The following is a 24,314-nucleotide window of genomic DNA, read 5'->3' as shown; positions in this document are numbered from 1 at the left end:
AAGCAATGACAGGTAAAGTAACAGTTATTGGTTTAGGAGCAGGCGATTTAGATCAACTGCCTGTAGGCATTTATCGCGTGCTACAGCAGGAAAAGCATATTTATATGCGCACAAAAGAACATCCTGTAATCAAAGAACTAGAAAGTGAAGGTTTAACGTATGTATCCTATGATGACGTATACGAATCTTATGATGCATTTGAAGAGGTATATGAACATATATCGAATGATTTAATCAAAAAAGCTTCGACAGAAGAAGTGGTTTATGCCGTTCCAGGACACCCTTTAGTGGCAGAACGTACGGTTCAATTACTTTTACAAAAAGGAAAAGAACGCGGTATTTCTATTGAAATCAAAGGGGGACAAAGCTTCCTAGACCCAATCTTTGGTGCGTTAAAAATTGATCCTATTGAAGGGTTTCAGCTGCTAGATGGAACGGATTTAAAGCGCAGTGAAATAGAATTAACCGGTCATGTTCTAATCGCTCAAGTGTACGATCAGTTTGTTGCTTCAGAGGTAAAGCTAACGCTGATGGAACACGTTCCTGATGATTACCTCGTTTATATTGTAACGGCAGCGGGAAGCAGTGAAGAAAAAATCCAACCAGTCAAGCTGTATGAATTGGATAGAGAAATGTCACTCAATAACTTAACGACTATTTATGTTCCTCCAGTAGCGGACGAAACGATTTTATACCATCAATTTGACGCATTCAGAAAGATTATTGCTACGCTTAGAGGACCAAACGGATGTCCTTGGGATCAAAAACAAACGCATGAATCGCTCAAGCGCTACTTGCTAGAAGAGTCTTATGAGCTATTAGATGCAATTGATCGTCAAGATGACGATAATATGATTGAAGAGCTTGGCGATGTATTGCTGCAGGTATTGCTTCATGCGCAAATTGGTGAAGATGAAGGAATGTTTTCAATTGATGATGTCATTCGCAGTGTTTCAGAGAAAATGGTAAGACGCCATCCGCATGTATTTGGTGACGTGAGTGTGAATAATGCAGATGAGGTCTTAAAAAATTGGGATGAAATCAAAAAAGAAGAAAAAGAACAGGAACCTTCTTCTCTTTTAGCTTCTGTACCAGGAGCTATGCCTTCTTTAATGAAAGCGCATGGATACCAAAAACAAGCTGCAAAAGTTGGGTTTGATTGGTCAGAAGTTGAACCTATGTGGGAAAAAGTACAAGAAGAACTTGCTGAATTCCAAGAGGAAGTACAGCATGCTGATAAAGAAAAAATGAGCGATGAATTTGGGGATATTTTATTTGCTTTAGTGAATATTGCAAGGTTTTATAAAATCGACTCTGAAGCTGCATTAGCTAAAACAAATACAAAATTTTTAAATCGATTTCAATACATTGAAGAAAAAGTGAAAGCTTCGCAAAAACCATTTGAATCTTTTTCGTTAGAAGAATTAGATGAATTTTGGGAAGAAGCGAAAAAAACAGGTTTGTAAAACAGAAAGGTGAGGGAATTATGAGGTTAGATAAATTTTTAAAAGTATCACGTTTAATTAAGCGCCGTACATTAGCAAAAGAAGTATCAGACAAGGGCCGTATTACCATTAATGGTATCGTTGCAAAAGCAAGCACAAATGTGAAAGTAGGAGATGAATTAGCGATCACATTTGGCACGAAGAAAATTACCGTTAAAATAGAGGCTCTTCAAGAAGCAGCTAAAAAAGAAGAAGCAGCTAATTTGTACTCAATTGTTAAAGAAGAGCGCATTTCATCTGAAGTATAACTGATGAAGGCTTGTTCTAAATTACTTTTCTCATTCATATGTTTAAACAACAGATAACAAGAGCGAACGCTCTTAATGAATGAGGTGGGGATGAAGATATGAGCCAATTTTATGAAGCAAGCAATTCAAACAAAGACCATACTCCAAATCATGATTTAGTGATGAAGGGTCGGCGTCTCTTAGATATTACGGGTGTGAAGCAGGTAGAGAGCTTTGACAATGAGGAATTCTTACTTGAAACAGTGATGGGTTTCTTGTCAGTTAGAGGGCAAAATCTGCAAATGAAAAATTTAGACGTTGATCAAGGAATTGTATCGATAAAAGGAAAAATCTTTGATATAGTTTACTTAGATGAGAACCAATCGGAGAAGGCTAAAGGATTCTTTAGTAAGTTGTTTCGATGAGTTTAAACATTCAGCTCTATACAATGCTTGCGATGGTATCGATGGGAAGCGGCTTAGGTGCTTCTCTCGATACTTATCGTTACTTTGTTAATCGCTCTAAATCACGCCCATGGTTTGTATTTGTGAATGACGTATTGTTTTGGATGGTGCAAGCTCTTCTCATTTTTTATGTGTTGTTTTTAGTGAATGAAGGAGAACTGCGTTTGTATGCGTTTCTTGCTTTGTTTTGCGGCTTTGCCGCGTATCAAAGCTTATTTCAATCACTGTATTTAAAAGTATTAACATTTACTGTCTCGAGCGTATTAAGTTTATATCGAGGTGTTTTAACGCTTAGCAATATTTTTTTGGTCAAGCCTATCCGTTTCTTTATTCATATTCTACTTGTAGTTGCGTTTGGAATCTACCGAGCTGTTCATAAGCTGCTCGTATTCTGTCTAAAGCTCATTTACATACCGACGAGGTGGGTTCTTTTCGTATTTTGGAGAATGATGCCTAACCCTGTAAAACGAATTTTACACAAGGGTTTTCGGTATATAGAAGGAATTTACAATCATGCAAAGAATATGATAATGAGAGTCGTTGCATGGGTGAACACTTTAAAAAATAAGGGGGACGACTAATTCAATGAATGCGGTACGAAAAAAAAAGGTCGCGAAGTTAAATACTGATTATAGCTATAAACAAGAGCAAATCAAACAAAATACAGATCGAAAACGTATCGGTTTAATTAGGCGTTTGACTGTTTTTGGAGTGTTGGCTTTAATCATTGGCGGATTAATGGTATCAGCTTTAATTACGCAAACCTCAGCTATTGAGAACAAAAAAGCTGAGAAGGTAAAATTAGAACAGCAGCTGACAAAATTACAAAGCAAGCAAAAACAGTTAAAAGGTGAAATCGTTAAGTTAAATGATGATGATTATATTAAAAAGATTGCCCGCAGAGATTATTTTTTATCAGAAGACGGGGAAATTATCTTTAATGTAAAAAAAGACTAAACGTATGGTTCGTTGACAGTGTATTTTTGCTTTTTGTATAATATAATAAATTGATTTCTTTTATCATTTAAGGAGGAGCATTTTTTTTATGTCAATCGAAGTAGGCAGCAAGTTACAGGGAAAGGTAACAGGTATTACGAACTTTGGAGCTTTTGTTGAGTTACCAGGAGGTTCAACAGGCTTGGTTCATATCAGTGAAGTAGCTGATAATTATGTAAAGGACATTAACGACCATTTAAAAGTGGGCGACGAAGTTGAAGTCAAAGTAATTAACGTTGAGAAAGATGGTAAAATTGGTCTTTCAATTAAGAAAGCGGTAGACAAACCGGAACGCCCAGAAAGACCAGAGCGTCCTGCAAGAGCGCCACGCTCAGACCGTCCACGTGATTCACGCCCACAACGTAATAATAATCGTGGTGGCGGTAATGATTTCCGTACAAAAGAAACATTCGAACAAAAAATGAATCGTTTCTTGAAAGACAGTGAAGAACGTTTATCTTCCCTAAAACGCCATACCGAATCAAAACGCGGTGGACGCGGTGCAAAACGCGGTTAACTTGCTGCTTATATCAAATAGATAGCGAGTTTTTGGAAAGTACCTTTTATCTAAAAGGTGCTTTTTTTATATGTAAAAAAGAGTAGAAATAGAAAAAAAGCATGTACTGTTGTACATGCTTTTTGATGACCCGTACGGGATTCGAACCCGTGTTACCGCCGTGAAAGGGCGGTGTCTTAACCGCTTGACCAACGGGCCATTATTCGAGTAGCGGCGGAGGGAATCGAACCCCCGACCTCACGGGTATGAACCGTACGCTCTAGCCAGCTGAGCTACACCGCCATTATGCGTTCTTTAAAAGACATTTATAATAATATAAAAAAATAGGGAGATTGTCAATAACTTTTTAATATTATTATAGACTTTTATTTGTTTTTAAAAAAGAATAATGAGTATAGGCTTTCTCTCATACAAACAGTATCTCTGATATTTCTTAAATCTCCATGTAAGATTGTACATCTTTTTGTATAGTTTTCAATATAATACTAGAAAATAGTCGAACGATTATAGGTATTTTGCCAGTCCGTTTGACAAAATTTCACCTTTCGCCGCGATATAATAACGAATAAGTATAATTAGCGGGTGGTGGGAGAATGCAAAAGACGGAAAGAGATTTTGCAAGTCCAACAACAGAAGCGGTATTTAACCGAACTAGATTAGAAATGTCCCGTGTATTTACAAAGGCGGGTATGAAAACGGAAAAGGTGTTATTTCAATGGGGATTGTTGCTGCTAGTCGTAGGTTTTTTATTAGGACGAGCGTTAATTTTAATGAAAATCATGCCATTTGCTTTACCATTCTTTGCAGCTGTAATGGCTATAAAGAAAGAAAAGGCACCGTTAGCGAGCTTAGCCGTATTAGCAGGAGCATTTAGTGTTTCCATTCAAAATGGAGGTACCGTATTTGCTACACTAGTTGTTTTCTTACTGATTCATCGATTTAGCGGCATGCTGACAATGGATCCGTTAAAGAAGCTACCGTTCACTGTGTTTATCGCGATGTTACTTACAAAGCTAACTATTTTTTATGTGTTTACCAAAGAATTTACCATGTATGATTTTACATTCGTAGCAGTAGAAGCGGGGCTGAGCTTTATTTTAACGATGATTTTCTTGCAAAGTGTGCCTTTAATTTCATACAGGAAGCGAAAACAATCGTTAAAAACAGAAGAAGTAATTTCTCTTATTATTTTGTTGGCATCTGTTATGACGGGAACAATAGGGTGGATGATTTACGGTCTTTCGGCTGAACATATATTGTCTCGTTACTTAGTATTAGTTTTTGCGTTTGTATCAGGCCCTACAATAGGAGCTACGGTAGGGGTCGTAACCGGTTTAATTTTAAGTTTCGCGAATGTTTCTAGTTTGTACGAAATGAGTTTACTCGCTTTTTCTGGCTTGCTTGGAGGACTTTTAAAAGACGGTAAAAAGCTAGGAGCAGCTCTAGGGTTGGTTGTTGGTTCATTGCTGATTGGCTTATATGCTCAGGCAGATCAGGGATTGACGACTAATTTGTATGAATCACTAACAGCCGTTGTCTTATTTTTATTAACCCCATCTTTTGTTTTGAAAAACTTAAGTAAATTAGTACCAGGGACCTCTGAAAATATGCTTGAACAACAGCAATATGTACGTAAGATTCGAGATGTAACAGCGAATCGGGTAGAACAGTTCTCGAATGTTTTTCAAGCACTTTCCAAAAGCTTTACGCAAAATGGATTTTATGATGAAAAGCCAAGCGCGGATAAAGAAGTTGATTATTTTTTAAGCAGCGTTACCGAAAGGACATGCCAATTTTGTTTTAAAAAAGAACAATGTTGGGCACAGCAGTTTGATACAACCTATGAATATATGAAGGAGATTATGCTTGAAGTTGATAATGGCACCCTTGAACAAAATCCAAGGTTAATCCGGGAAATGGACAAACATTGTGTGAAATCGAAAAAAGTCATCGATGTGATTGAGCATGAACTTACGTATTTTAAAGCCAATCAGCATTTAAAAGCCCAAATTCAAGAAAGTAGAAGAATTGTAGCAGAACAGCTTCACGGTGTTTCTGAAGTCATGGGCAATTTTGCAAAAGAAATTAAGCGAGAGCGCGAAAATTTAAATGTACAGGAAGAGCAGATTTTAGACGCTCTCCGTAATTTTGGAATGGAAATCAACCAAATTGAAATTTATAGCCTCGAACCTGGAAATGTAGATATTGAAATGTGGGTGCCGTATTGTCACGGAAGGGGAGAATGCGAGAAAATTATTGCGCCAATGCTCACAGATATTCTCGGTGAAAGCATTGTAGTAAAGCACGAAGAATGTGCTAAATATCCTCAAGGCTATTGTCATGTCTCATTTGGGTGTACAAAAACATACGTTGTTGATACAGGTGTAGCACATGCTGCTAAAGGCGGAGGGTTTGTATCCGGTGACAGCTATTCTATGATTGAGCTAAATGCCGGTAAGTATGCACTAGCTATTAGTGATGGTATGGGAAATGGAGAGCGCGCTCACTATGAAAGTAGCGAAACGCTTCAGCTGTTAAAACAAATTTTACAAACAGGAATAGAAGAGACGATTGCCATTAAGTCGATTAACTCTATTTTATCGCTGCGTACAAACGACGAGATTTTTTCTACGTTAGATTTAGCGATGATCGATTTACAAGATGCAAATGTAAACTTCTTAAAAATCGGTTCTACACCAAGCTTTATCAAACGTGGGGATAAGGTCATTAAAATACAGGCAAACAATTTGCCAATGGGCATTATTGAAGAATTTGAAGTTGATGTTGTGAATGAACAAATGAAGGCGGAAGATTTATTAATTATGATGAGTGACGGCGTATTTGAAGGACCAAAGCACGTTGAGAATTACGAAATGTGGATGAAGAGAAAAATTGGCGAGCTTCAAACAAACGACCCTCAAGAAATTGCAGATTTAATTATGGAAGAGGTTATTCGGACAAAATCAGGTTTAATTGAAGATGACATGACGGTAGTTGTAGCAAAACTTCAGCACAATACTCCGAAATGGTCATCGATCCCTTCTTACGCCTATCGTAAAAAAGCACAATAGTTAGATAGAAGTATATTTTATCTCCTCCTCGTCTATCATGTTAATACTGATAATGAGGAGGGGATTTTTTATGAAAAAAGGTACATTGAAACAGATGTTAGTAATTACAGACGGTGGTTCGAATACAGGTGAAGATCCGGTAGCAATGGCAGCATTGGCTAAGGAACAAGGGATTAGTGTAAACGTTATTGGTGTGATGGAAGAGGACACAATCGATGAGCAAAGCACTAATGAAATAGAAGGCATCGCCACGTCAGGCGGCGGTGTGAGTCAAATTGTTTACGTAAAACAGCTGTCTCAAACTGTTCAAATGGTTACAAGGCAGGCAATGACGCAAACACTTCAAGGAGTTGTAAATAAAGAACTTCAGCAAATTTTAGGTTCCTCTAATTCAAGATTAGAAGAGTTATCTCCTGAGAAGCGAGGAGAAATCATGGAAATTGTCGATGAACTTGGCGAAACGGTTGACTTAGAGATTCTTATTTTAGTTGATATGAGCGGCAGTATGAAAAATAAGCTTCCTACTGTAAAGGAATCGCTGCTAGATTTATCGCTAAGCTTGAATGCTCGTATGGGGCATAATCAATTTTCAATCTTTTTATTTCCTGGGAAAAAGAAAGATGTAGAGAAGCTAATGGACTGGAATCCAAGGTTAGAGTCGCTTTCAACAATTTTTCCTAAACTAACAGCAGGAGGTATTACGCCTACTGGACCGGCTATCAAAGAGGCTACTCATTATTTCACAAAAAAGCGCTCATTGAGAGGGTTGTTAAAAAATAATGAACAATACATTGAAGAATCAGGTATGTAACCTATCTGCAGGAACAGAAATTCAAGGGAAATGGCATCACGTCCATTATAAAATTCTTGAGAAGTTAGGCGTGGGGGCAACTGGAGTTGTCTATTTAGTTCAATTAGTAAACGGAACGCTAGCGGCGTTAAAAATAAGCTTTTCCAACATGTCCGTTACAGCAGAAGTGAATGTATTAAAAAAGTTGTCCCAGGTCAAAGACAAAGTGTTAGGACCGAGCTTACTTGATGTAGATGATTGGAGCTATGGTCCTCACGCTCTTTCTTTCTATGTAATGGAATATGTGAAAGGGCAGCCTCTCCTTTCTTTTATCTCATCAAGAGGGACAGAATGGCTGCAAGTATTTGCGAGTCAACTCTTAACCGACTTAGAAAACCTCCACGAAGAAGGTTGGGTATTTGGTGATTTAAAACCAGAAAACCTGGTGGTAACATCTAATCCCGTAAAAGTTCGATGGATTGACGTGGGCGGAACAACTCTGCGAGGGCGGTCAATAAAAGAATTTACTGACTTTTATGATCGGGCTCACTGGGGGCTTGGGTCTCGAAAAGCAGAACCAACCTATGATTTGTTTGCTGTATCTATGGTTTTGATTCATGCAGCTTATGGCAAGCGGATTAATAAAACAGACAAACCGGCTGAACAATTAAAGCAATTTATATTAACAACAAAGCAGTTAGAACCTTTCGAAGACGTTTTGTATCAAGCGGTTACGGGAAAGTATAAGTCAGCTAAAGAAATGAAAATAGAGGTGTTATCGGTTGAAAAAGGAAGAGGGGTAAAAAGGAGAGGAACAAAGCCTCAAAACGTTCGTCAACCATCTGCTCCTCGTGTTAAAGTAAAGAAGAAGCGTTCTCACGTGCTGGAGACGCTACTACTTTGTACGTCTGTAATGTTGATTTATATTTTGTACCTATTTATTCAAGTGCTATAAAGTTTGGAGAATTTGTGAAACTTTCCTTATAGTCATTCGTATAAAGTAAATTAATGATACATTATTGCGTGTACATTTTAAGGATGAGTCATTCCTATGGAGAAGCAAGTGAACAATTTTATAACAAAACATCAGTTATTACCTGCAGGTTCTACGGTAGTCGTAGGTGTTTCTGGTGGTCCTGATTCTTTAGCGCTGCTGCATTTCTTATGGAGTCTGAAAGAGCAGAAATCTCTGACGATTATTGCAGCTCATGTTGATCATATGTTCCGAGGCAAAGAATCAAAGCAAGATATGGAATATGTGCAGAACTACTGCAAACAATTGAATATTAAATGTGAGGCGAAGCAGATTGATGTTACGTCCTATCAGAAGGAAAGAAAGTTATCTTCTCAAGTAGCAGCCAGAGAATGCCGCTATACATTTTTTACTCATGTTATGAAGAAGCATAAAGCAAATCTTCTTGCATTAGGACATCATGGAGATGATCAGGTTGAAACGATGTTAATGCGAATGGTCCGCGGTAGTACGATGAGTGGATACGCAGGGATGCAGCCCAAGCGGCCATATGCGGATGGGTTTATTATTAGGCCATTCTTGGCTGTAACGAAAGAAGAAATCAATCACTACTGTGAGCTACATGAGCTTACACCTAGGATTGATCCAAGTAATGAGAAAGACTCGTACACAAGAAATCGGTTTCGTCATTACGTTTTACCATTTTTAAAGCAAGAAAACGCCACTGTACATGAAAAATTTCAACAATTTAGCGAGAACTTGCACGAAGATCAAGCATACTTAGAGGAATTAACGACCGATGTGATGAATAAAGTAATGAGAAAGAAATTGAAAAATGAAATTCTCATTGATAGAGATTGTTTTCTAAGGATACGCAAGCCTTTACAAAGGCGTGGTATTCAACTAATATTAAACTATCTCTATAAAGAAATTCCTCCAACCCTTTCCTCAACACATGTTGACACGTTAGTAGGATTTTGTAAAAGTGAAAAGCCGTCTGGGACGCTTGATTTTCCAAATGGTTTACGCATTATTCGATCTTACAATGACTGTCTTTTTACCTTTAACGAGGGGAACATCGAGCCATATGAATTTATTGTTCCGATTCCAGGGGTCGTCGAGCTTCCGAATGGTCACCAGCTTATTTGTGAAATACATAATAAAGTCGAAGATATAAAAGGAAACGATATTTTTCTTTTAGATGAAGCTCACGATTTAAAATCATTAAAGGTAAGGACGCGAAAAAATGGCGATAAAATGCGAGTAAAGGGCATGAAGGGACATAAAAAAGTAAAGGATATTTTTATCGATGAAAAAATCCCTTTGCACTTCAGAGATCATTGGCCGGTAGTGGAAGATAGCCAAGGAACTATTTTGTGGCTACCTGGTTTGAAAAAATCTGCTTATGAACTGCATACACATAAGTCCAGATATGTTATTTTATACTATAAGTAGCGAAAACTTCTAGGAGGCAAGTAAGGAATGAAGCAGGATATTCAAGAAATTTTGATTTCAGAAGAAGAAATACAACAGAAAGTAAAAGAATTGGGTAAGCTATTATCTGAGGAATACGCTGACCGTTTTCCTTTGGTAATCGGTGTATTAAAGGGTGCTATGCCTTTTATGTCTGATTTAATTAAGCGTGTTGATACATATTTAGAAATGGATTTTATGGATGTATCAAGTTATGGCAATGCGATGGTTTCTTCTGGTGAAGTAAAAATCTTAAAAGATTTAGATACATCAGTTGAAGGTCGAGACATTCTTATCTTAGAGGATATTATCGACAGCGGCTTAACACTTAGCTATCTTGTAGAGCTATTCAAGTACCGTAAAGCTAAGTCAATTAAGATTGTCACACTCTTAGACAAACCAACAGGTCGTAAAGCAGCTATTAAAGCAGATTACGTTGGGTTTGAAGTGCCTGATGCATTCGTAGTAGGGTATGGATTAGATTATCAAGAAAAATATCGTAACCTGCCGTATATTGGGGTTCTTAAACCGCAAGTATACAGCAATTAATAAGCACATATCCAAGTGCAATTTATTGGATAGGATAAATGTTCTATGTTAGTATTGAATACAGTATTTGTTTATCGTGGGAGGAGGTAAGAAATGAATCGGATCTTCCGTAATACCATCTTTTATTTACTTATATTTTTAGTCATTATTGGTGTGGTAAGCTTCTTTAGTGGCTCTAATCAAAAAGCAGAACCAATGAGATACGATACATTTGTTCAACACTTAGACAAAGGTGATGTGAAATCACTCTCTATGAAGCCTGAAAGAGGCGTGTATGTTGTGCAAGGAAAGTTAGATTCTTATAAAAAGGATCAAACGTTCCAAACTTACATCGTAGATGGTGACAAAGCACTTGATCGTATTGACGCTGCTTCAGAAAATAATCAAGTAGAAGTTGATTTTAAACCTGCTGATGAAACAAGCGGCTGGGTAACGTTCTTTACGTCAATCATTCCGTTTGTTATTATTTTCATCCTATTCTTCTTCTTACTGAACCAAGCTCAGGGCGGCGGAAGTCGTGTTATGAACTTCGGTAAGAGTAAGGCTAAGCTTTACAGCGAAGAAAAGAAAAAGGTTAAATTTAAAGACGTAGCTGGTGCAGACGAAGAAAAGCAAGAGCTTGTGGAAGTTGTAGAGTTCTTAAAAGATCCTCGTAAGTTCGCGGAGTTAGGTGCAAGAATTCCGAAGGGTGTCTTACTTGTGGGACCTCCTGGTACTGGTAAAACATTATTAGCAAGAGCTGTTGCTGGTGAAGCAGGCGTTCCGTTCTTCTCTATCAGTGGTTCAGACTTTGTTGAAATGTTTGTTGGGGTCGGTGCTTCTCGTGTTCGTGATTTATTTGAAAATGCGAAGAAGAATGCTCCGTGTATTATCTTTATTGATGAAATCGATGCTGTAGGTCGTCAACGTGGCGCAGGTCTTGGTGGCGGACACGATGAGCGTGAACAAACATTAAACCAATTGCTTGTTGAGATGGATGGTTTTGGTGCTAACGAAGGTATCATTATTATTGCAGCAACAAACCGCCCGGATATTTTAGATCCAGCGTTATTACGTCCAGGTCGCTTTGACCGTCAAATTACGGTAGATCGTCCAGATGTAAACGGCCGTGAAGCAGTGCTTAAAGTACATGCTCGCAATAAACCTTTAGATGAATCAGTAAACTTAAAAGCAATTGCTATGCGTACGCCAGGTTTCTCAGGTGCAGATTTAGAAAACTTGTTAAACGAAGCTGCCTTAGTAGCTGCTAGACAGGATAAAAAGAAAATTGAAATGGTCGACATTGACGAAGCAACAGACCGCGTAATTGCAGGTCCAGCTAAGAAAAGTCGAGTTATTTCTAAGAAAGAACGCAACATTGTTGCTTATCATGAAGCAGGACATACAATTATCGGTGTCGTATTAGACGAAGCTGATATGGTACATAAAGTAACCATTGTTCCACGCGGGCAAGCTGGTGGATATGCTGTTATGTTACCAAAAGAAGATCGCTACTTTATGACGAAGCCGGAGCTACTGGATAAAATTGTTGGGTTGCTTGGTGGTCGCGTAGCTGAGGAAATTATTTTCGGCGAAGTGAGTACAGGTGCTCATAATGACTTCCAGCGTGCAACAAGCATTGCTCGTAAAATGGTAACAGAATACGGTATGAGTGAAAAATTAGGACCAATGCAGTTTGGTCAATCACAACAAGGCCAAGTATTCTTAGGTCGTGATTTACACAGTGAACAAAACTACAGTGATGCGATTGCTCATGAAATTGATAATGAAATCCAACGTTTCATTAAAGAAAGCTATGAGCGTGCTAAGCAAATCTTAACGGAAAACCGTGACAAGTTAGAGCTTGTAGCTCAAACATTGTTAGAAGTAGAAACGTTAGACGCTGAACAAATCAACCACTTAGTAGAGCATGGAACTCTTCCAGATCGCTCTAGTCACGTAACAGATGAAGACGTTAAAGTAAACATCCAAACAAAGACAGACGATGAAGAGCCAAAAGCATAAGACCATAAAAAATCAGTGGAGATATTCTCCACTGATTTTTTTATTGGCTAGAAGTTAGGTTTGGTAAAAGATTTTTCGTATATAGTGGATAAGTAGGATATCCACTAAACAATTGTGTCATTATATTCCTATTTTATCTAGAATATACACGTCTATTTACCAGTTATGGTATGATGGTTTCAGTGTAAATACTGAATTTAAATAAAGTGGTGATTGAAATGATTTTTGTATTAGATGTTGGAAATACGAATACGGTATTAGGTGTATACGATGGAGATGAATTAAAGTACCATTGGCGTGTAGAAACAAGCCGTAATAAAACAGAAGACGAGTATGGCATGACAATCAAAGCCTTGCTTGAGCACGTTAGTTTATCTTTTAAAGATATTCATGGTATTATTATTTCCTCTGTTGTTCCTCCTATTATGTTTGCATTGGAGAGAATGTGTCAAAAGTATTTTCATTTAAAGCCGCTTGTTGTGGGTCCTGGAATTAAGACGGGTTTAAATATTAAGTATGAAAATCCACGTGAAGTGGGAGCAGACCGTATTGTAAATGCTGTTGCTGGAATTCAGCTTTACGGAAGTCCTTTAATTATCGTTGATTTTGGTACCGCAACCACATACTGCTACATTGATGAGAATAAGCAATACATGGGTGGCGCGATTGCCCCTGGTATTAATATTTCAACTGAGGCTCTTTATTCAAGAGCATCTAAGCTTCCGCGAATTGAAATTGCGCGACCAAATAGCATCGTTGGAAAGAATACAGTATCTGCGATGCAAGCAGGTATTTTATATGGATACGTTGGACAAGTAGAAGGAATTGTAGCAAGAATGAAAGAGCAAGCAACAGTAAATCCTAAAGTTATTGCTACTGGAGGACTCGCAACATTGATTGCTAAAGAGTCGGATATTATTGATATTGTGGATCCATTTTTGACTTTAAAAGGATTACAAATAATTTATACAAAAAATATGGAGTAAGAGGTGTATATTATGGGCGACTATTTAGTGAAAGCACTAGCTTACAATAGTCAAGTTCGCGCTTATGCAGCAAAAACAACGGATACGGTTGGAGAAGCGCAGCGCCGTCACTATACATGGCCTACAGCCTCTGCAGCATTGGGACGTTCAATGACTGCGGGAGTTATGATGGGAGCCATGCTAAAAGGTGAGCAAAAGCTAACAATTAAAATTGAAGGCCGCGGCCCAATTGGCGTTATTTTAGTAGATAGCAATGCCAAAGGGGAGGTGCGTGGATATGTAACAAACCCGCAAACGCACTTTGATTTAAATCAGCACGGAAAATTAGATGTAGCACGTGCTGTAGGTACAGATGGTACGCTAAGCGTCGTAAAAGATATCGGGATGCGTGACCAATTTAACGGACAAGTACCTATCGTATCGGGAGAATTAGGAGAGGATTTCACGTATTATTTTGTGACATCTGAACAAGTTCCATCTTCAGTAGGTGTAGGTGTACTTGTTAACCCTGATAACACGATCTTAGCTGCAGGCGGATTTATCATTCAGCTTCTGCCAGGAACAGATGATGAAACGATTACAGCTATTGAAAAACGTTTGCAAACAATTGAACCAATTTCAAAATTGATTCAAAAAGGCCTTTCTCCTGAAGAAATTTTAGAAGAAGTTCTTGGGAAAGAAAACGTAAAGTTTCTGGAGACAATGCCTGTAGAGTTTAAATGTCAGTGCTCAGAAGAAAGAATTGCTAATGCTATTATCAGCTTAGGAAAAGAAGAGATTCAATCGATGATTGAGGAAGAAGGTCAAGCTGAAGCACAGTGCCATTTCTGTAATGAGACCTATCGTTTTGATAAAAAGCAGCTAGAAGAAATGAAAGAACAAGCAATTTAAATGAAGTAGAACATTCTTAGAAGGCGTCATTTTATAAATGAGCGCCTTTTTTTATAAGCGTTAAGTCCTATTTATGTATATATTGATCTAAAAATATAACAAAAATAGGTAAATGGAAAGACAAAATGATTGACAATTTAGAAAACATCTGATAAATTGTATACAAAATCAATAAAATTAGTTGGTATTAGGAGTGGTCATATGGTACGTATTGCAAATTCAATTACAGAGTTAATTGGTCAAACACCAATCGTAAAACTAAACCGTCTAGTTGAAGAAGATATGGCGGATGTATATTTAAAATTAGAATTTATGAACCCAGGAAGCAGCGTAAAAGATCGTATCGCGTTAGCAATGATTGAAGATGCTGAAGCAAAAGGTGTGTTAAAGCCTGGAGACACAATTATTGAACCAACAAGCGGTAACACAGGTATTGGCTTAGCAATGGTAGCTGCAGCAAAAGGATACCGTGCTATTTTAACAATGCCTGAAACAATGAGTATGGAGCGTCGTAATCTGCTTCGTGCGTACGGTGCAGAGTTAGTGTTAACACCAGGTCCAGAAGGAATGAAAGGTGCAGTTAATAAAGCGACTGAGCTTGCAAAAGAGCATGGCTACTTTATTCCTCAACAGTTCCAAAACGAAGCGAACCCAGAAGTACACCGCCAAACAACAGCTAAAGAAATTATCGAGCAGTTTGGCGATCAGCTTGATGGATTTGTAGCGGGTATCGGTACTGGCGGTACTATTACAGGTGCTGGTGAAGTACTAAAAGAAAAGTACCCAAACATCAAAATTTATGCAGTAGAGCCAGCTGATTCTCCAATTTTAAGCGGTGGTCAACCAGGACCTCATAAAATTCAAGGAATCGGTGCAAACTTTGTTCCAGATACGCTTAACACGGAAGTATATGACGAAGTGGTTGCTGTTCAAAACGACCAAGCTTTTGAATATGCGCGTAAAGTAGCAAAAACAGAAGGTGTACTAGTAGGTATCTCTTCTGGGGCTGCGATTTATGCTGCGTTAAAAGCTGCAAAACAGCTTGGAAAAGGTAAAAAAGTGTTAGCGATTATTCCAAGTAACGGCGAGCGTTATTTAAGTACTCCATTGTTCCAATTTGAGGAACAAACTCAAGCATAAAAACGATAAAAAAACAGCTTCTATACGAAGCTGTTTTTTTTCATCTGAGAATCATGTAAAATAAAAGCAGGTGATTTATTTTTAGGAGAGTGAACAAATGCAGCAAAGAATGACTTGGGGCGAATCTATTTCTATCTCTAAAAACCAATGGTTCAAAAAATATCAAGAGTTGTCAAAAGACGAACCGAACCATATCCTGCTTGAAAGCGGTCGAGGCGGAAACTTTCAAATAATGGGATTAAAACCTGTAGCAATTTTGCGAGGCGAACCGAACGAACTTCATATCAAAACGGATGGCCAATCTATTGTTCAAAAAGGTAATCCTCTTCATCTTATGAGAGACTGGATGAAGAAGTTTGAAGCAGAGGTGAATCCAGATCTTCCTCCTTTTCAAGGTGGAGCAATCGGCTTTATTAGCTATGATTACATCCGCTATGTAGAAACCATACCTGGTCTTGCTGAAGATTCTTTAAAAACGCCAGACGTTTATTTCCTTATTTTTGATGATGTATTTGTATACGATCAAGAAAAGGAAAAACTCTGGATTATAGTTAACGATGAAGCAGATTATAAAGAGCAAGCACATAAGCGCATTAATCAATATAAAGAGGACTGGATGGAGGCAAGTCCTGAAGGCCTCTCATATGAGCGTATTCATCGTGTTGCCGAAAAAAGTGAGGTTTCGATGTCTGAAGCTGCTTTTTCAGATGCCACAACTCGTGTACATGAGTACATCGGGCAAGGCGATGTGTTTCAAGTGAACTTATCTGTTCGACAGTCTCAACAGCTTCAAACTCATCCTATGCATATCTACGAACAAGTACGAAAGATCAACCCGTCTCCTTACATGTCTTATATGCAGACAGAAGAATTTCACATTGTGAGCTGTTCACCTGAACTACTAGTGAAAAAAGACGGTGATGAAATCAGCACGAGACCGATTGCGGGAACGCGTTCTCGTGGTAAGGATGATCAAGAAGATCAACAGCTAGCGGATGAGCTTATTCACAACGAAAAAGAGCGTGCAGAGCATGTGATGCTTGTTGATTTGGAACGTAACGATCTCGGTAGAGTAAGTGAATATGGTACCGTTCATGTTGACGAGTTTATGGTTATTGAAAAGTATTCACATGTGATGCATATTGTGTCTAATGTGAAAGGCAAACTGGCTCGTAATAAAGATTTTGTAGATATCGTAGACGCGGTTTTTCCTGGAGGAACGATTACTGGAGCGCCTAAAGTGCGTACAATGGAAATCATTGAAGAACTTGAACCTGTTCGACGAGGAATTTATACAGGATCGATTGGTTGGATTGGGTTTAATGGAGATATGGAATTAAATATTGCGATTCGCACTATGATTATTCAAGACGGCCAAGCTTATGTACAGGCTGGTGCGGGTGTTGTAATTGATTCAAATCCGAAACACGAATACAAAGAGTCACTGAAAAAAGCAATTGCACTATGGAAAGCAAAAGAGCAGAGCGAAAATGAGCTGAGTGAGGGTGAGTAAAGATGATATTAATGATTGATAATTATGATTCTTTTACGTTTAATTTAGTACAGTATTTAGGTGAGCTAGGGCATGAGCTTCTTGTAAAAAGAAATGATGAAATTACACTTTCTGAAATTGAAGTGCTAAATCCAGATTTCTTGATGATCTCCCCAGGACCATGCAGTCCTAATGAAGCGGGAATCAGTTTAGAAGCCATCGAGTATTTTGCAGGTAAGATTCCGATATTTGGCGTATGCTTAGGGCATCAGTCGATTGGGCAAGCTTTTGGAGGGAATGTGATTCGTGCGGATAAATTAATGCACGGTAAAACATCTGAAATGCATCATGATGGCCGCACTATCTTTAAAGGTCTTGATAATCCGTTTACGGCAACTCGATATCATTCTTTGATTGTAGAAAAAAGTTCGCTGCCGGATTGCTTTGAGATTTCAGCGTGGACAGCAGAAGATGAGATTATGGCGATTCGCCATAAATCATTGCCTATTGAAGGAGTACAGTTCCACCCTGAATCTATCATGACTTCTTACGGTAAAGAAATGCTGAAAAATTTTATTGAAACTTACGAAAAAAAGCGAGTGTAATGATATGCATATATACGTAAATGGCGAAGTGAAGCCTGGATCTGAAGCCACTATTTCTCCGTTTGATCATGGATATATGTATGGTCTAGGACTGTTTGAAACGTTACGAGTTTATGAAGGTCATCCATTTTTAGTGGAAGACCATCTAGATCGATTGCGTAGCAGCTTACGTGAATTAAATATTGTATGGGACTACTCTACACAAGATGTGTTAGGAATCATTAATAGTCTGTTAATGAAAAACAACGAGAGAAATGCGTATGTTCGATTAAATGTCTCAGCAGGAAACGGCGGAATTGGATTGCAAGTGGAAGAGTACGACAAGCCATCTACAATCGTATATATGAAATCAATTCCTCATCCATCGAGCCCCCTTGTAAAAGAGGGGCTTATTCTTGAGACAAAACGAAATACGCCGGAAGGAACCATGAGGTTAAAATCTCATCATTATTTAAATAATGTATTAGCTAAACGAGAAGTTGGTTCAGACTTAAATAAAGAGGGTATCTTTTTAACAAAAGAAGGATTCTTAGCTGAAGGTATTGTTTCCAATTTATTTTTCGTAAAAGATAGCTGTGTATATACACCGTCTCTTGAAACAGGTATTTTAAATGGAATTACGAGACAGTTTATTTTTACGCTTTTACAAAAGAAAAACATGAAGGTTGTAGAAGGCTTATTTACAGTGAAACAGCTCTTGGAGAGTGATGAAGCTTTCGTTACAAATTCCATTCAAGAAATCGTACCTCTTCGAAGTGTAAAAGATAAGCAGTTTTCACTAGGAGACCATACGTTGACAGCTCAGTTGCAAAAAGAGTATTGCTCTTACACGACGGCGCTAATGAGTCGAAACGATTTAAATATATAAAGACGAAAGGAGAGGCTAGAGATGGATAAAATTTATGTGAATGATATGCGTTTCTATGGATATCATGGCGTATTTCCAGAAGAAAATAAATTAGGGCAACGTTTCCATGTGGACTTAGCTGTAGAGCTGGATCTAAAACAAGCAGGTACTACGGACAATTTAGAATACTCGGTGAGCTATGCGGATTTATACCAAACATGCCAAGAAGTTGTAGAGAAGCGCACGTTCAAACTAGTTGAAACGGTAGCTGAAACGATTGCTTCTGAATTGCTGGCCAATTATGAACTTGTTCAGGCTTGTACAGTGAAAGTATATAAGCCTGATCCGCCAATCCCTGGTTATTATCAATCCGTAGCTATTGAAATTAAAAGGAGCCGTTGAATGACAACAGAAGCATATATTGCATTAGGATCAAATATTGAAAATCGAATGGAACATTTGAAAACAGGAGTTACAGGCTTGATGAAATACTCTGAGATTAAGGTAGTAGCTGCTTCATCTGTTTATGAGACGGCTCCGGTCGGATATACGAATCAAGCAAGCTTTTTAAACATGGTAGTAAAAATACAAACAACGTATTCCTCAGAGCGCCTTTTAGATTGTTTGCAAGCTATTGAACAAACGGCAGGTCGCAAAAGAGAAATTCTATGGGGACCGAGAACTCTTGATTTAGATATCTTACTTTATAATAATGAAATCATTCATACGGATAGGTTGAGCGTCCCTCACCCCCGAATGTTTGAACGAGCGTTTGTGATGGTTCCTCTAAACGAACTAGCTCCATCTCTTATTCTCCCTGTAGCAGAAGAAAAAGTTGAAGCTGTGACAACACGTTTACCGGATTTAAAAGATGTAAAGTTATTTCGAAAACAAACAACTGGTATACTAGATATGTTCGAAAATAATATTAATGATTTACATAAGTAAAAACGAATCTTATTGATTGATTCTTTTTTATATTGGAGTAAAGTAGAGTTCAAGGTGAAAACTTTGGGATTTAGGTTCGCAGCTTGTTGGTCTATTGGGTAACTTGTTATAGAAATCGAAGAAAAAGAGAAGCCAAGCAAGAATAAAGCGATTTGACATAGAGAAACGACTGAACCTATAATAATTTTAAAGAAACGTAGTAGTTGCCAGTAAACATGCTGGCCTTTTTTCTGTTTCGGAAAACTTAATTATACGATGGAGATGAATAAACGATGAGTCATGAAGAATTAAATGATCAATTTCTCGTTCGTCGCGAAAAAATGAGCAACTTACGAGATCAAGGTATTGATCCGTTTGGTCAACGTTTTGAACGTACACATACATCACAGCAATTAATTAGTGAGTATGACGAGTTAACAAAAGAACAGTTAGAAGAAAATGAAGTGCCTGTATCACTAGCTGGTCGTATTATGACAAAGCGTGGAAAAGGAAAAGCAGGTTTTGCTCACGTTCAAGATTTAACGGGACAAATTCAGCTTTATGTACGTAAAGATGCAATTGGCGAAGAACAGTATGAAATCTTCAGCAGCGTAGATATCGGTGACTTGGTAGGGGTTGAAGGTGTTTTATTTAAAACAAAAGTTGGCGAACTTTCTATTAAAGTAAAAGATTTTACATTACTAACAAAAGCGCTTCGTCCACTTCCAGATAAATATCATGGTTTAAAAGATATTGAACAGCGCTATCGTCAACGTTACTTAGATTTAATTACAAACCCAGAAAGTAAAAAAACATTTATCTCAAGAAGCCGCATTATTCAATCGATGCGCCGTTATTTAGATAACCATGGATACTTAGAAGTTGAAACACCTATGATGCATTCGATCGCAGGTGGAGCAGCTGCTCGCCCTTTTGTGACACATCACAATGCGCTTGATATGGAACTTTATATGCGTATTGCGATTGAACTTCATTTAAAGCGTTTAATCGTAGGTGGATTAGAAAAAGTATATGAAATTGGCCGTGTATTCCGTAATGAAGGTGTATCTACACGTCATAACCCTGAATTTACAATGATTGAGTTGTATGAAGCGTATGCAGACTACAAAGATATCATGTCTTTAACAGAGAATTTAATTGCACACATTGCGCAAGAAGTACTTGGTACAACAAAGATTCAGTATGGCGACCAAGAGGTAGATTTAACTCCAGAGTGGACAAGACTTCATATGGTCGATGCTATTAAACAATATACGGGCGTAGACTTCTGGGGAGAGACATCTGTTGAAGAAGCGCGTGCTTTAGCGAAAGATCATGGGGTAGAAATCACTGAACATATGCAATATGGACATATTGTGAATGAGTTCTTCGAACAAAAAGTAGAAGAGCAATTAATTCAACCAACATTCATTTACGGACATCCTGTAGAAATCTCTCCATTGGCTAAGAAAAATGCGGAGGACCCGCGTTTTACTGACCGTTTTGAGCTGTTTATCGTTGCGCGTGAACACGCGAACGCATTTACAGAGCTAAATGATCCAATTGACCAACGCGAGCGTTTTGAAGCTCAGTTAAGAGAGAAAGAACAAGGAAACGATGAAGCACATGAGATGGATGATGACTTCATTGAGGCATTAGAATATGGTATGCCACCTACAGGTGGTCTAGGAATCGGTATTGACCGCCTTGTCATGTTACTAACAAATGCGCCGTCAATCCGTGATGTACTATTATTCCCACATATGCGTCAACGCTAAAAGAGAGATGGCTACGGCCATCTTTTTTTGGTTTGGTAATATTAGAAAATTTAAACTTTTATTTTACCTCTTGTTTTCATGAAATTGATTTGGTATATTTATATCTGTTGCTAACGCGGACAAGCGGAAACAACAAAAAGAAATAAAAAAGTTGTTGACATTACGTTGATAACTTGATAAGATATTAAAGTCGCTCAAGAGCGGCAGTTGAACTTTGAAAACTGAACAAAGCGACAAACGTCAACGTTAATTTTTTTATTTTATATGAGCAAGTCAAACATTTCTTCGGAGAGTTTGATCCTGGCTCAGGATGAACGCTGGCGGCGTGCCTAATACATGCAAGTCGAGCGAACTGATTAGAAGCTTGCTTCTATGACGTTAGCGGCGGACGGGTGAGTAACACGTGGGCAACCTACCTGTAAGACTGGGATAACTTCGGGAAACCGAAGCTAATACCGGATAGGATCTTCTCCTTCATGGGAGATGATTGAAAGATGGTTTCGGCTATCACTTACAGATGGGCCCGCGGTGCATTAGCTAGTTGGTGAGGTAACGGCTCACCAAGGCAACGATGCATAGCCGACCTGAGAGGGTGATCGGCCACACTGGGACTGAGACACGGCCCAGACTCCTACGGGAGGCAGCAGTAGGGAATCTTCCGCAATGGACGAAAGTCTGACGGAGCAACGCCGCGTGAGTGATGAAGGCTTTCGGGTCGTAAAACTCTGTTGTTAGGGAAGAACAAGTACAAGAGTAACTGCTTGTACCTTGACGGTACCTAACCAGAAAGCCACGGCTAACTACGTGCCAGCAGCCGCGGTAATACGTAGGTGGCAAGCGTTATCCGGAATTATTGGGCGTAAAGCGCGCGCAGGCGGTTTCTTAAGTCTGATGTGAAAGCCCACGGCTCAACCGTGGAGGGTCATTGGAAACTGGGGAACTTGAGTGCAGAAGAGAAAAGCGGAATTCCACGTGTAGCGGTGAAATGCGTAGAGATGTGGAGGAACACCAGTGGCGAAGGCGGCTTTTTGGTCTGTAACTGACGCTGAGGCGCGAAAGCGTGGGGAGCAAACAGGATTAGATACCCTGGTAGTCCACGCCGTAAACGATGAGTGCTAAGTGTTAGAGGGTTTCCGCCCTTTAGTGCTGCAGCTAACGCATTAAGCACTCCGCCTGGGGAGTACGGTCGCAAGACTGAAACTCAAAGGAATTGACGGGGGCCCGCACAAGCGGTGGAGCATGTGGTTTAATTCGAAGCAACGCGAAGAACCTTACCAGGTCTTGACATCCTCTGACAACTCTAGAGATAGAGCGTTCCCCTTCGGGGGACAGAGTGACAGGTGGTGCATGGTTGTCGTCAGCTCGTGTCGTGAGATGTTGGGTTAAGTCCCGCAACGAGCGCAACCCTTGATCTTAGTTGCCAGCATTAAGTTGGGCACTCTAAGGTGACTGCCGGTGACAAACCGGAGGAAGGTGGGGATGACGTCAAATCATCATGCCCCTTATGACCTGGGCTACACACGTGCTACAATGGATGGTACAAAGGGCTGCAAGACCGTGAGGTCAAGCCAATCCCATAAAACCATTCTCAGTTCGGATTGTAGGCTGCAACTCGCCTACATGAAGCTGGAATCGCTAGTAATCGCGGATCAGCATGCCGCGGTGAATACGTTCCCGGGCCTTGTACACACCGCCCGTCACACCACGAGAGTTTGTAACACCCGAAGTCGGTGGAGTAACCGTAAGGAGCTAGCCGCCTAAGGTGGGACAGATGATTGGGGTGAAGTCGTAACAAGGTAGCCGTATCGGAAGGTGCGGCTGGATCACCTCCTTTCTAAGGATTTTAGATGACGTACGTTTGTTGAATTTGTTCAGTTTTGAGAGTTCAATCTCTCAATTATAGAAAGCACACTACTTTCTTCTTATTAGATAAGAAGAATTTTGGTTGCGATTGTTCTTTGAAAACTAGATAACAGTAATAGCTGAGGAAAAGTGAAACTTTTCTTTTAATCAAACCAATAAATAACACAACAGTATGTTGTACCATTTATTCGCTAATGGTTAAGTTAGAAAGGGCGCACGGTGAATGCCTTGGCACTAGGAGCCGATGAAGGACGGGACTAACACCGATATGCTTCGGGGAGCTGTAAGTGAGCTTTGATCCGGAGATTTCCGAATGGGGAAACCCACTGTTCGTAATGGAACAGTATCCTTACCTGAATACATAAGGTATTGATGGCAGACCCGGGGAACTGAAACATCTAAGTACCCGGAGGAAGAGAAAGCAAATGCGATTTCCTGAGTAGCGGCGAGCGAAACGGAATTAGCCCAAACCAAGAGGCTTGCCTCTTGGGGTTGTAGGACACTCTATATGGAGTTACAAAGGAACGAAGTAAATGAAGCGACCTGGAAAGGTCCGTCGAAGAAGGTAACAACCCTGTAGTTGAAACTTCGTTCCCTCTTGAGTGGATCCTGAGTACGGCGGAACACGTGAAATTCCGTCGGAATCTGGGAGGACCATCTCCCAAGGCTAAATACTCCCTAGTGACCGATAGTGAACCAGTACCGTGAGGGAAAGGTGAAAAGCACCCCGGAAGGGGAGTGAAAGAGATCCTGAAACCGTGTGCCTACAAGTAGTCAGAGCCCGTTAATGGGTGATGGCGTGCCTTTTGTAGAATGAACCGGCGAGTTACGATCCCATGCAAGGTTAAGCCGATAAGGCGGAGCCGTAGCGAAAGCGAGTCTGAATAGGGCGTTTAGTATGTGGTTGTAGACCCGAAACCAGGTGATCTACCCATGTCCAGGGTGAAGTTCAGGTAACACTGAATGGAGGCCCGAACCCACGCACGTTGAAAAGTGCGGGGATGAGGTGTGGGTAGCGGAGAAATTCCAATCGAACCTGGAGATAGCTGGTTCTCTCCGAAATAGCTTTAGGGCTAGCCTCATGTTGTAAGAGTCTTGGAGGTAGAGCACTGATTGGACTAGGGGCCCCCAACGGGTTACCGAATTCAGTCAAACTCCGAATGCCAAAGACTTATCCATGGGAGTCAGACTGCGAGTGATAAGATCCGTAGTCAAA

21 protein-coding genes, 2 tRNA genes and 2 rRNA genes are annotated in these 24,314 nt (G+C 39.4%); 23 read left to right on the top strand and 2 right to left on the bottom strand.

All coding sequences use genetic code 11. From position 1 onward, the window contains the following. Window positions 1-5: 5 nt before the first annotated feature. The 6 genes from mazG to ACLHDF_RS32210 all read left to right on the top strand — a co-directional run bounded on the left by mazG (window position 6) and on the right by ACLHDF_RS32210 (window position 3,709). Window positions 6-1,466, top strand: a complete 1,461-nt coding sequence (mazG, locus tag ACLHDF_RS32235; RefSeq protein ID WP_413922373.1) for a nucleoside triphosphate pyrophosphohydrolase — start codon at window positions 6-8, stop codon at window positions 1,464-1,466. Between the two features lie 20 nt (window positions 1,467-1,486). After that, on the top strand, window positions 1,487-1,753 hold the full coding sequence (locus ACLHDF_RS32230; RefSeq protein ID WP_013054875.1) for an RNA-binding S4 domain-containing protein: 267 nt from the start codon (window positions 1,487-1,489) through the stop codon (window positions 1,751-1,753). 98 nt (window positions 1,754-1,851) lie between these two features. Further along, window positions 1,852-2,157: a sporulation protein YabP gene (yabP, locus tag ACLHDF_RS32225; RefSeq protein WP_195781471.1), complete on the top strand. Its 306-nt coding sequence runs from the start codon at window positions 1,852-1,854 to the stop codon at window positions 2,155-2,157. After that, window positions 2,154-2,777, top strand: coding sequence for a spore cortex biosynthesis protein YabQ (gene yabQ, locus ACLHDF_RS32220; protein ID WP_413922372.1), 624 nt, complete (start codon window positions 2,154-2,156; stop codon window positions 2,775-2,777). The genes yabP and yabQ overlap by 4 nt, the downstream gene beginning before the upstream one ends. 4 nt (window positions 2,778-2,781) lie before the next feature. Then, on the top strand, window positions 2,782-3,153 hold the full coding sequence (locus tag ACLHDF_RS32215; RefSeq protein WP_413922371.1) for an FtsB family cell division protein: 372 nt from the start codon (window positions 2,782-2,784) through the stop codon (window positions 3,151-3,153). 88 nt (window positions 3,154-3,241) lie between these two features. Further along, complete coding sequence (locus ACLHDF_RS32210; protein WP_013054879.1) at window positions 3,242-3,709, top strand: S1 domain-containing RNA-binding protein; 468 nt, start codon at window positions 3,242-3,244, stop codon at window positions 3,707-3,709. Between the two features lie 126 nt (window positions 3,710-3,835). Here the strand turns inward: ACLHDF_RS32210 and ACLHDF_RS32205 are convergent. Both ACLHDF_RS32205 and ACLHDF_RS32200 read right to left on the bottom strand, forming a co-directional pair. Beyond that, window positions 3,836-3,907, bottom strand: a tRNA-Glu gene (locus tag ACLHDF_RS32205). Window positions 3,908-3,917: 10 nt separating this feature from the next. After that, window positions 3,918-3,991: transfer RNA gene (locus tag ACLHDF_RS32200), tRNA-Met, on the bottom strand. Window positions 3,992-4,302: 311 nt separating this feature from the next. Between ACLHDF_RS32200 and spoIIE the strand changes: the two genes are divergently transcribed. The 17 genes from spoIIE to ACLHDF_RS32115 form a co-directional block, all read left to right on the top strand. Beyond that, on the top strand, window positions 4,303-6,780 hold the full coding sequence (gene spoIIE, locus ACLHDF_RS32195; protein WP_413922370.1) for a stage II sporulation protein E: 2,478 nt from the start codon (window positions 4,303-4,305) through the stop codon (window positions 6,778-6,780). A gap of 70 nt (window positions 6,781-6,850) precedes the next feature. Continuing rightward, window positions 6,851-7,591 carry a VWA domain-containing protein gene (locus ACLHDF_RS32190; protein WP_413922369.1) on the top strand — a complete coding sequence of 247 codons (741 nt, stop codon included), beginning with the start codon at window positions 6,851-6,853 and terminating at the stop codon, window positions 7,589-7,591. Then, a complete protein-coding gene (locus ACLHDF_RS32185; RefSeq protein ID WP_413922368.1) occupies window positions 7,560-8,525 on the top strand; it encodes a protein kinase domain-containing protein in 966 nt (321 codons plus the stop codon). The genes ACLHDF_RS32190 and ACLHDF_RS32185 overlap by 32 nt, the downstream gene beginning before the upstream one ends. A 96-nt stretch (window positions 8,526-8,621) precedes the next feature. After that, window positions 8,622-9,998 carry a tRNA lysidine(34) synthetase TilS gene (tilS, locus tag ACLHDF_RS32180; RefSeq protein WP_413922367.1) on the top strand — a complete coding sequence of 459 codons (1,377 nt, stop codon included), beginning with the start codon at window positions 8,622-8,624 and terminating at the stop codon, window positions 9,996-9,998. A gap of 27 nt (window positions 9,999-10,025) precedes the next feature. Next, window positions 10,026-10,565, top strand: coding sequence for a hypoxanthine phosphoribosyltransferase (gene hpt, locus ACLHDF_RS32175; protein ID WP_028412649.1), 540 nt, complete (start codon window positions 10,026-10,028; stop codon window positions 10,563-10,565). 93 nt (window positions 10,566-10,658) lie between these two features. Then, entirely contained in the window at window positions 10,659-12,569 is a 1,911-nt protein-coding gene (ftsH, locus tag ACLHDF_RS32170; protein ID WP_413922366.1) for an ATP-dependent zinc metalloprotease FtsH, read from the top strand. Between the two features lie 218 nt (window positions 12,570-12,787). Continuing rightward, window positions 12,788-13,555, top strand: a complete 768-nt coding sequence (locus ACLHDF_RS32165) for a type III pantothenate kinase (RefSeq protein ID WP_013054886.1) — start codon at window positions 12,788-12,790, stop codon at window positions 13,553-13,555. Window positions 13,556-13,567: 12 nt separating this feature from the next. Further along, the gene (hslO, locus tag ACLHDF_RS32160) at window positions 13,568-14,446 is read left to right on the top strand and encodes an Hsp33 family molecular chaperone HslO (RefSeq protein ID WP_413922365.1); all 879 of its coding nucleotides are present in this window, start codon (window positions 13,568-13,570) and stop codon (window positions 14,444-14,446) included. Between the two features lie 201 nt (window positions 14,447-14,647). After that, the gene (gene cysK / locus ACLHDF_RS32155; protein WP_413922364.1) at window positions 14,648-15,586 is read left to right on the top strand and encodes a cysteine synthase A; all 939 of its coding nucleotides are present in this window, start codon (window positions 14,648-14,650) and stop codon (window positions 15,584-15,586) included. A gap of 97 nt (window positions 15,587-15,683) precedes the next feature. After that, a complete protein-coding gene (gene pabB / locus ACLHDF_RS32150) occupies window positions 15,684-17,099 on the top strand; it encodes an aminodeoxychorismate synthase component I (RefSeq protein WP_413922363.1) in 1,416 nt (471 codons plus the stop codon). Between the two features lie 2 nt (window positions 17,100-17,101). Continuing rightward, window positions 17,102-17,683 carry an aminodeoxychorismate/anthranilate synthase component II gene (gene pabA / locus ACLHDF_RS32145; RefSeq protein WP_013054890.1) on the top strand — a complete coding sequence of 194 codons (582 nt, stop codon included), beginning with the start codon at window positions 17,102-17,104 and terminating at the stop codon, window positions 17,681-17,683. A 4-nt stretch (window positions 17,684-17,687) separates the two neighbouring features. Next, window positions 17,688-18,551, top strand: coding sequence for an aminodeoxychorismate lyase (gene pabC, locus ACLHDF_RS32140; protein WP_413922362.1), 864 nt, complete (start codon window positions 17,688-17,690; stop codon window positions 18,549-18,551). 21 nt (window positions 18,552-18,572) lie between these two features. Next, a complete protein-coding gene (gene folB, locus ACLHDF_RS32135) occupies window positions 18,573-18,932 on the top strand; it encodes a dihydroneopterin aldolase (RefSeq protein ID WP_013054892.1) in 360 nt (119 codons plus the stop codon). Beyond that, window positions 18,933-19,478 carry a 2-amino-4-hydroxy-6-hydroxymethyldihydropteridine diphosphokinase gene (gene folK, locus ACLHDF_RS32130; protein ID WP_413922361.1) on the top strand — a complete coding sequence of 182 codons (546 nt, stop codon included), beginning with the start codon at window positions 18,933-18,935 and terminating at the stop codon, window positions 19,476-19,478. It begins immediately after the preceding gene. 272 nt (window positions 19,479-19,750) lie between these two features. After that, window positions 19,751-21,235: a lysine--tRNA ligase gene (gene lysS / locus ACLHDF_RS32125; RefSeq protein WP_413922360.1), complete on the top strand. Its 1,485-nt coding sequence runs from the start codon at window positions 19,751-19,753 to the stop codon at window positions 21,233-21,235. 282 nt (window positions 21,236-21,517) lie between these two features. Beyond that, window positions 21,518-23,069: ribosomal RNA gene (locus tag ACLHDF_RS32120) — 16S ribosomal RNA — on the top strand. A gap of 225 nt (window positions 23,070-23,294) precedes the next feature. After that, window positions 23,295-24,314 (top strand): 23S ribosomal RNA (locus tag ACLHDF_RS32115); the annotation flags it as partial.

This window comes from Priestia megaterium (assembly GCF_046599315.1).
Lineage (GTDB): Bacteria > Bacillota > Bacilli > Bacillales > Bacillaceae_H > Priestia > Priestia megaterium_F.
Note: the sequence above shows the minus strand (reverse complement) of the source record. Positions and strands in the feature narration are given on the sequence as shown.

What these genes read in the sequence shown, in the direction of transcription:
- mazG (WP_413922373.1), top strand. Translation starts at nt 6, where the DNA reads ATGACAGGTAAAGTAACAGTTATTGGTTTAGGAGCAGGCGATTTAGAT.
- ACLHDF_RS32230 (WP_013054875.1), top strand. Translation starts at nt 1,487, where the DNA reads ATGAGGTTAGATAAATTTTTAAAAGTATCACGTTTAATTAAGCGCCGT.
- yabP (WP_195781471.1), top strand. Translation starts at nt 1,852, where the DNA reads ATGAGCCAATTTTATGAAGCAAGCAATTCAAACAAAGACCATACTCCA.
- yabQ (WP_413922372.1), top strand. Translation starts at nt 2,154, where the DNA reads ATGAGTTTAAACATTCAGCTCTATACAATGCTTGCGATGGTATCGATG.
- ACLHDF_RS32215 (WP_413922371.1), top strand. Translation starts at nt 2,782, where the DNA reads ATGAATGCGGTACGAAAAAAAAAGGTCGCGAAGTTAAATACTGATTAT.
- ACLHDF_RS32210 (WP_013054879.1), top strand. Translation starts at nt 3,242, where the DNA reads ATGTCAATCGAAGTAGGCAGCAAGTTACAGGGAAAGGTAACAGGTATT.
- spoIIE (WP_413922370.1), top strand. Translation starts at nt 4,303, where the DNA reads ATGCAAAAGACGGAAAGAGATTTTGCAAGTCCAACAACAGAAGCGGTA.
- ACLHDF_RS32190 (WP_413922369.1), top strand. Translation starts at nt 6,851, where the DNA reads ATGAAAAAAGGTACATTGAAACAGATGTTAGTAATTACAGACGGTGGT.
- ACLHDF_RS32185 (WP_413922368.1), top strand. Translation starts at nt 7,560, where the DNA reads ATGAACAATACATTGAAGAATCAGGTATGTAACCTATCTGCAGGAACA.
- tilS (WP_413922367.1), top strand. Translation starts at nt 8,622, where the DNA reads ATGGAGAAGCAAGTGAACAATTTTATAACAAAACATCAGTTATTACCT.
- hpt (WP_028412649.1), top strand. Translation starts at nt 10,026, where the DNA reads ATGAAGCAGGATATTCAAGAAATTTTGATTTCAGAAGAAGAAATACAA.
- ftsH (WP_413922366.1), top strand. Translation starts at nt 10,659, where the DNA reads ATGAATCGGATCTTCCGTAATACCATCTTTTATTTACTTATATTTTTA.
- ACLHDF_RS32165 (WP_013054886.1), top strand. Translation starts at nt 12,788, where the DNA reads ATGATTTTTGTATTAGATGTTGGAAATACGAATACGGTATTAGGTGTA.
- hslO (WP_413922365.1), top strand. Translation starts at nt 13,568, where the DNA reads ATGGGCGACTATTTAGTGAAAGCACTAGCTTACAATAGTCAAGTTCGC.
- cysK (WP_413922364.1), top strand. Translation starts at nt 14,648, where the DNA reads ATGGTACGTATTGCAAATTCAATTACAGAGTTAATTGGTCAAACACCA.
- pabB (WP_413922363.1), top strand. Translation starts at nt 15,684, where the DNA reads ATGCAGCAAAGAATGACTTGGGGCGAATCTATTTCTATCTCTAAAAAC.
- pabA (WP_013054890.1), top strand. Translation starts at nt 17,102, where the DNA reads ATGATATTAATGATTGATAATTATGATTCTTTTACGTTTAATTTAGTA.
- pabC (WP_413922362.1), top strand. Translation starts at nt 17,688, where the DNA reads ATGCATATATACGTAAATGGCGAAGTGAAGCCTGGATCTGAAGCCACT.
- folB (WP_013054892.1), top strand. Translation starts at nt 18,573, where the DNA reads ATGGATAAAATTTATGTGAATGATATGCGTTTCTATGGATATCATGGC.
- folK (WP_413922361.1), top strand. Translation starts at nt 18,933, where the DNA reads ATGACAACAGAAGCATATATTGCATTAGGATCAAATATTGAAAATCGA.
- lysS (WP_413922360.1), top strand. Translation starts at nt 19,751, where the DNA reads ATGAGTCATGAAGAATTAAATGATCAATTTCTCGTTCGTCGCGAAAAA.